Consider the following 6,283-nt stretch of genomic DNA (forward strand, 5'->3'; position numbering starts at 1 on the left):
TGTTTGCCGGCGGGTATGTTGGGGATGATGAACTGACCGGTCTCATCGGTCACCACACCGGTCTTCAAATCTTTGAATCCAACGGTCGCGAAAGGGACGGGCGCTTCCCCCGTGGTAACGGTCCCTTTCAACCGGCCCTGTGCATTGGCGGCCAGCGTTGCCGCCGTAATAATTAATGTGAAAACTGAGCGTAGCAATCCAGACATGGAGTTAGGTTATATTTTATGAGACAAATTTAAAAACAGAATCGATATTTGTCTAAATTATTATTTAGGCTAGACTAAATTAAAGATTATTGTAAAGAAGCCGCCGCCCGTGAATTTAATCGAGGACACAGCGGGGCGGCGGCATTGGGGTTTTGCAGGAACTAATTACCTAAACATTAAGAAAAAACAGGAAAGGGATCAGGGAAGGATTGCCCGAGCGTCCAGCCCAGCACTTCATCATTTTTGCAAAGGCAGGCGTCGAGCCGGGCGGTAATGCCGGCAGGATCTATGTTCCGGCCGATAATAACGATTTCGTTGTAACGATCAGCGAACAGCGGATGCCAGCGCTCGCGTATAATGTTGTGCGAGGCAGGGTCAAGGTCCCATTGGTTCTCCGGGATGGAGCACCACCAGGCTCCGGCGCGGTCCGCCATGAGCGAGCGCCCGGCCTGGCTCCAGTTCACCGCAACATCGGGCCTTGAAGCCAGCCACAGCAAACCTTTGGAGCGGATAACACCTTCCGGCCATTCATGTTGTATCATCTCCCACAGGCGCGTGGGATGGAAAGGCGCGCGGCTGCGGTAGACAAACGACCGGATGCCGTATTCCTCCGTTTCCGGAACATGTTCCTTTTCCAGCTCCGCGATCCAGCCCGCGGATTGGGAAGTTTCGTCGAAGTCGAACAGTTGGGTGTGGAGCACTTCGCGAAGGGGCACCGCTCCCTTCACCGCCTCCACGATCCTGGCTTTGGAATTCAGTTTGCGCAGGAGGGCTTTCAACTCGGCTTTGTGCGCGTCACACACCTGGTCGCATTTATTCAATACGATTACGTTGGCGAACTCGATCTGGTCGGTCAGCAGGTTGACGATGCTCCGCTGATCGGCAGCTTCCGTCAGCCCCTGATCCGCCAGCAACTGCCGGCTGGCGTAATCGCTGTAAAAATTGAAGGCGTCCACAACGGTCACCAGCGTGTCGAGCCGGGAGAAAGCGCCGAGGTCGATGCCCAGGGAATCGTCGCGATAAGTGAACGTCTGCGCCACGGGCAGGGGCTCTGAAATGCCGCTGGATTCGATCAGCAGGTAATCGAAGCGGCGCTCTTCGGCCAGGCGCTTCACTTCGGCGAGCAGGTCTTCACGGAGCGTGCAGCAGATGCACCCGTTCGACATTTCCACCAGCTTCTCCTCTGTTTGGTGGAGCGCCGCCGAATCGCGGACCAGGCGCGCGTCGATATTGACTTCCGCCATATCGTTGACGATCACCGCCACGCGCAAACCTTCGCGGTTGTGGAGGATGTGCTGGAGCAGGGTGGTTTTACCCGCACCCAGGAAACCGCTTAACACGGTCACCGGCAGTTTACGGGGAACCGGGCGGAGGTGGTCCGCCGTCAGGGAAAAAACAGAAGAGCCGGGCATATAGTCGGGTTTAATGGTTACGCGGCATGGGATGCAGGCGCCTTCGGTGCGGGCATGCTTAGCTTTGCGCTTCGGCGGCCGGTTCGGCCTTCACCTGGCATTTGCGGCAGAAACGGATGTTATCCACATGCGCCGCTACCAGGAGCCCCGCGCCGAGGGCGATGCCCGTCAGCTCCAGGGAATGCGGGAACCAGAAGTGGCCCGCTATCAACAAGGCAAACCCGATCACGAATAACAAAGAAGGCCTGATCCGCCGGTGCTGGTAACGGTACCCCCGGTACAGGGCCGCCAGTCCTACCACCGGCGTAGCCCCCAGCAGTAAATATTCAAGCGGTTCATAATGCACCGCGGCTCCCGCCAGCGGCAACGCCGCCGCTACCAGGGGAAGCGCCACGCAATGTACCGCGCAGGCCAGCGAGGCACCGATGCCGATAGCGTCCAGGTTCATCTTGTTCAATAGTCGAGAAAAGGCCATATTCAGTTGGTTTGTGGGCAACAAAGCTAAGGGATATTTTGCAACATTGTTGCAATTGAATGAAAAATTAATGAAATTTGTATCTGCGGAACGCTATATTAGCCGAATTCAACATACCTTTTGCAACAATGTTGCCAAAACAAAAGTGATGACAGACATGATGATCCAGACGAATGCACTGGCATATACCTATCCGGGCGGACGGGTGATCCGATTCCCCGACCTTGCCTGCCGTGCCGGCGAAACCCTCCTGATCACGGGGCCTTCCGGCTCCGGGAAAACCACTTTGCTCCATTTGCTGGCGGGTCTTATCCGTCCAAACGAGGGCAGCGTGCAGGTAGCGGGTACTGCGCTCGGCAACCTGGGCACCCGTAAAATGGACGCTTTCCGGGGCAAACACATCGGGATCATCTTCCAGCGGTCGCATTTCATAGACTCCTTGTCTGTGTCCGACAACCTTACTCTGCCGTTACAGCTGACCGGCGCCCCGGTAGACCGCTCCCGCCTGGAAACCGTGGCCGGCGATCTCCGCATCGGGCATCTGCTGGACAAGCTCCCCGCCCGCCTGAGCCAGGGCGAGCAACAGCGGGCCTCCATCGCGCGGGCGGTGCTGCAGTCGCCCGAAGTTATCCTGGCCGACGAGCCTACCGCCAGCCTCGACGACCATAACTGCGAATCCGTGGCCCGCCTGTTATCCGAACAGGCAGCGCGGCATAACGCGGCCCTGCTCATCGTTACGCACGACAACCGGCTGACTTCCCTTTACCCACAACACATCCAACTGACATGATTTTCCGCATCGCCATACGCAACCTGTTACATAAACCGCTATATACCGCGCTCTGCTGGCTGCTGCTCGCCTGCAGCACTTCGGTGCTCCTGGTACTGTGGGCCCTCAACCGGCAGGCACGCCAGCAGCTCGAACAACAGATCGACGGGATCGACCTGGTGCTGGGCGCCAAGGGCAGCCCCTTGCAGTTAATATTAAGCAGCGTGTATCACCTCGACAATCCCACCGGCAACATTCCCCTTTCGGAGGCCAGCCGTTTTATGCAGCACCCGCTGGTGGAATCGGCAGTACCGATTTCGCTGGGGGATTCGTACCATGGTTTCCGGATCATCGGCACTACTACCGCCTATTTGGATAAATACAACGCCAAACCCGCGGAGGGCAAGGTGTTCAGCAAATCCATGGAAGTGGTGGCGGGTGTGGAAGCCGCGCGCAAGGCCGGGCTGAAAGTAGGCAGCCGCTTCGCGGGGACGCATGGCCTGGGAAAGACGGGGCATGTCCACGAAGGGGAGGAATATATCGTGACCGGGATCCTTCCCGCCACGGGCCTGGCGATCGATCAGCTGCTGCTTACGCCGCTGCAAAGCGTGTGGGACATCCATGCCCCGCACCATGACCCGGACGATCACGACCACGGCCATGCCGAAGGGGAAAACCACGATCATGACCACGACCACGAGGACGCCAAAGGGCATGACCATGACAAAGCGGATGGCCACGATCACGACCACGCCGAAGGGGAAGCACACGACCACGCGGACGCCAAAGGCCATGACCATGACGAAGCAAAAGGACATGATCACGACCACGCGGAAGAAGCCGCCGAAAAAGCGGACCCGGCGCATGACCCGCAGCAGCAGGTAACGGCGGTGCTGATCAAGTTCCGCAGCCCGATGGGGCAGCTGCAATTCCCGCGGATGATCAATGAATACACCAATATGCAGGCCGCGGTGCCTGCTATCGAGATCAACCGCCTGCAGGCTTTGCTGGGTACGGGGGCCAAAGTGCTCCGCGCCCTTGGCTGGCTGTTGGCCGGGCTGGCTGCATGCAGTATCTTTGTAACGCTGGTGCAGGGCACGCACGAGCGCCGCTACGAACTGGCCCTTATCCGGACCATGGGCGGCTCCCGTGGCAAATTGCTGGCCCTCGTTTTCGCGGAAGCGTTCCTGCTGGGAGTGCTGGGCGTGGTAACGGGGATCGCGCTGAGCCGGGTGGCCCTGTTGTTCCTGCAGCAGGAACTGTTTGCCGGCTATCATTTGAATTTTTCCGGCGCTATGCCGCTTACCGCTGCCGATGGGATAACCGCGGCAGCTATCGTCGGAGCCTGTATGCTGGCCGCTTTGCTGCCTGCCGTACGCGCCTTCCGGCTGAATATTGCTAAAACGCTTGCCAATGCTTAAAGTGGAGAAAATTTTACTGGGCGTCGCCGCCTTCGCCCTCGTTTCCTGTTCCGACATCTCGCAGGTCTGCCGCCATAACCTGTCTGCCGCCCCCTGGCTGCAGCAGGCCCTTGCCGCCGGACGCACTTCCGAAAACCTGCCCATGTCCACCGTAGACGTGCCCGATCGCGACGAAGCGCCGCAGAAAGTGACCTGGAAACAACTGTCAGACGTCATCTTTACCCGCAAATACGACGAAAAGATGCAGCTGCCCATGCTGTATCCTTCCTTCTCCCGCACCATCAAAGCCCTCAACGGCAAAACCGTAGAGATCAGCGGGTACATGGTGCCGGTAGACCCGAAAGGTTCCGTGTATGTACTCAGCGCCAACCCCAACAGCTCCTGCTTCTTCTGCGGCGGCTCGGGCCCGGAGTCGGTGATGTCGCTGAACTTCAAGGGAAAGAAACCGGAATTCGAAACAGACGATTACATTAAGGTGAAAGGTGTCTTGAGGCTCAACGAGAAAAATATCTATGAATTGTATTATAATCTCGACAATGCTGAAATCACCGGCAAATGACCTGGCTCAGGGCCCGTCTCGGGAAACTGTGCTAACTTTGCATTTTTAGAACAGGAGATCATTTCGATATGTCCAAAAAGTTAATATTATATACCTCTTTTTTCGTGGTGCTGAGCGTAGGCTTCATGGCCTATTATGCATTCATGATCAAGGAAAGCAGGGGTAGCTGGATAGGTAAAGAGAAACTGCCCGTACTCGGCTCCCCCGGCCACACCGTGCAGGGTTTCAGTTTTACGGACCAGGATGGCAACCGTATTACGCAGGAAAATGTGAAAGGCAAGATCTATGTATCAGAATACTTCTTCACCACCTGCACCAACATCTGCCCGGTGATGAACAAGAACATGGAAAAGGTATACGCCGTTTATAAGGACAAACCGAATTTCCTCATCCTGTCCCATACTTCCGACCCGGACTACGATTCCATCCCCGTGCTGAAGGCTTACGCCGAAAAGCATGGCGCGGATCCGAAGAACTGGCACTTCCTCACCGGCGACAAACGGCAGCTCTACAAGCTCGCCCGCGAAAGCTACCTGGTAGACGATGGCACCTTTACCGGGGAAGACGACTTCATCCACACCCAATGGTTTGCGCTGGTCGATGGCGAAGGCCGTATCCGCGGGTTGTATGAAGGCACGAAAGTGAAAGATGTTGATAAGCTGATAGCCGATATCGACCGGCTGATGCATGAGTAAATTTTTTAACAATGCCTGCAAAACAAAAAGAAATCATCGTGCACTTGTTACGTTCCAGCAATCTGAGCGTTACGGACACCCGTGTGAAGATCCTGGAGCTCTTTTTCAAAAGCAACGGCGCACTCGAACATGCCGACTTCGAAAAGCTCAGCGGCAAAAGCTTTGACCGGGTTACCATTTACCGTACCCTGCAAACCTTCCTCGACAAGGGGATCGTACATAAAATCCCCACGACCGATACCAGCGTGCGTTATGCCATCTGCAAATCGGACTGCCGGGAACATGAGCATCACGACCATCACGTACACTTCCGCTGCGAAGAATGCGGTAGCACCCAGTGCCTCGACGAGACCGACGTGCCGGCCATCGCCCTCCCGCAGGGTTATGCCATGCACAACGTGGAAGTAGTAGTGAGCGGGGTTTGTAAATCCTGTCAATAACGAAATTTACAACGCATAAAAGAAGGGAGCGGCCATCCGGCCGCTCCCTTTCCATTTTCCGGGATGGAATTATTTTTTCGTCAGCAGATCGATTTCCTGTTGCACGAAATCCGCCAGTTCCTTCACGTAAGCCGGGGAGAAGTCGAACCGGATGCCGGCCGCTTCGTAAAGCTCGGGGAGGGTTTTGGTGTACCCCAGGCTGAGGGCTTTCATGTAGTTATCGAGCGCTGTTTCGGGTTGTTCGCGGTATTGCTTCCACATGGCGATGGCGCCCAGCTGCGCGATGCCGTATTCGATGTAATAGAA

Annotated in this window: 8 protein-coding genes and 1 pseudogene; 5 read left to right on the plus strand and 4 right to left on the minus strand. The window is 56.4% G+C overall.

Annotated elements, in window-relative coordinates; all coding sequences use genetic code 11:
• From Q0510_RS24315 to Q0510_RS24325, 3 genes are all read right to left on the minus strand, one after another.
• Positions 1 to 206 (minus strand): carboxypeptidase-like regulatory domain-containing protein (locus Q0510_RS24315; protein WP_298717759.1); only part of this gene is annotated, 206 nt, incomplete at its 3' end.
• Positions 207 to 382: 176 nt separating this feature from the next.
• Complete coding sequence (locus Q0510_RS24320; RefSeq protein ID WP_298717762.1) at positions 383 to 1,618, minus strand: GTP-binding protein; 1,236 nt, start codon at positions 1,616 to 1,618, stop codon at positions 383 to 385.
• A gap of 58 nt (positions 1,619 to 1,676) precedes the next feature.
• A complete protein-coding gene (locus Q0510_RS24325; protein WP_298717764.1) occupies positions 1,677 to 2,093 on the minus strand; it encodes a MerC domain-containing protein in 417 nt (138 codons plus the stop codon).
• 148 nt (positions 2,094 to 2,241) lie between these two features.
• Here Q0510_RS24325 and Q0510_RS24330 point away from each other — a divergent pair, with 148 nt between their 5' ends.
• From Q0510_RS24330 to Q0510_RS24350, 5 genes are all read left to right on the plus strand, one after another.
• Positions 2,242 to 2,883 (plus strand): ATP-binding cassette domain-containing protein, encoded by a 642-nt coding sequence (locus Q0510_RS24330; protein ID WP_298717767.1) that lies wholly within the window; start codon positions 2,242 to 2,244, stop codon positions 2,881 to 2,883.
• Positions 2,880 to 4,283, plus strand: coding sequence for an FtsX-like permease family protein (locus Q0510_RS24335; protein WP_298717770.1), 1,404 nt, complete (start codon positions 2,880 to 2,882; stop codon positions 4,281 to 4,283). The genes Q0510_RS24330 and Q0510_RS24335 overlap by 4 nt, the downstream gene beginning before the upstream one ends.
• Positions 4,276 to 4,842: a hypothetical protein gene (locus Q0510_RS24340; RefSeq protein WP_298717773.1), complete on the plus strand. Its 567-nt coding sequence runs from the start codon at positions 4,276 to 4,278 to the stop codon at positions 4,840 to 4,842. The genes Q0510_RS24335 and Q0510_RS24340 overlap by 8 nt, the downstream gene beginning before the upstream one ends.
• 68 nt (positions 4,843 to 4,910) lie before the next feature.
• Complete coding sequence (locus Q0510_RS24345) at positions 4,911 to 5,537, plus strand: SCO family protein (protein ID WP_298717776.1); 627 nt, start codon at positions 4,911 to 4,913, stop codon at positions 5,535 to 5,537.
• Between the two features lie 11 nt (positions 5,538 to 5,548).
• Positions 5,549 to 5,977: a transcriptional repressor gene (locus Q0510_RS24350; RefSeq protein ID WP_298717779.1), complete on the plus strand. Its 429-nt coding sequence runs from the start codon at positions 5,549 to 5,551 to the stop codon at positions 5,975 to 5,977.
• Positions 5,978 to 6,046: 69 nt separating this feature from the next.
• On the opposite strand, the pseudogene Q0510_RS24355 reads toward Q0510_RS24350, so the two are convergent.
• Positions 6,047 to 6,283, minus strand: a pseudogene (locus tag Q0510_RS24355) (M3 family metallopeptidase); the annotation flags it as partial.

The sequence above is a fragment of the uncultured Chitinophaga sp. genome (assembly GCF_937874145.1).
Lineage (GTDB): Bacteria > Bacteroidota > Bacteroidia > Chitinophagales > Chitinophagaceae > Chitinophaga.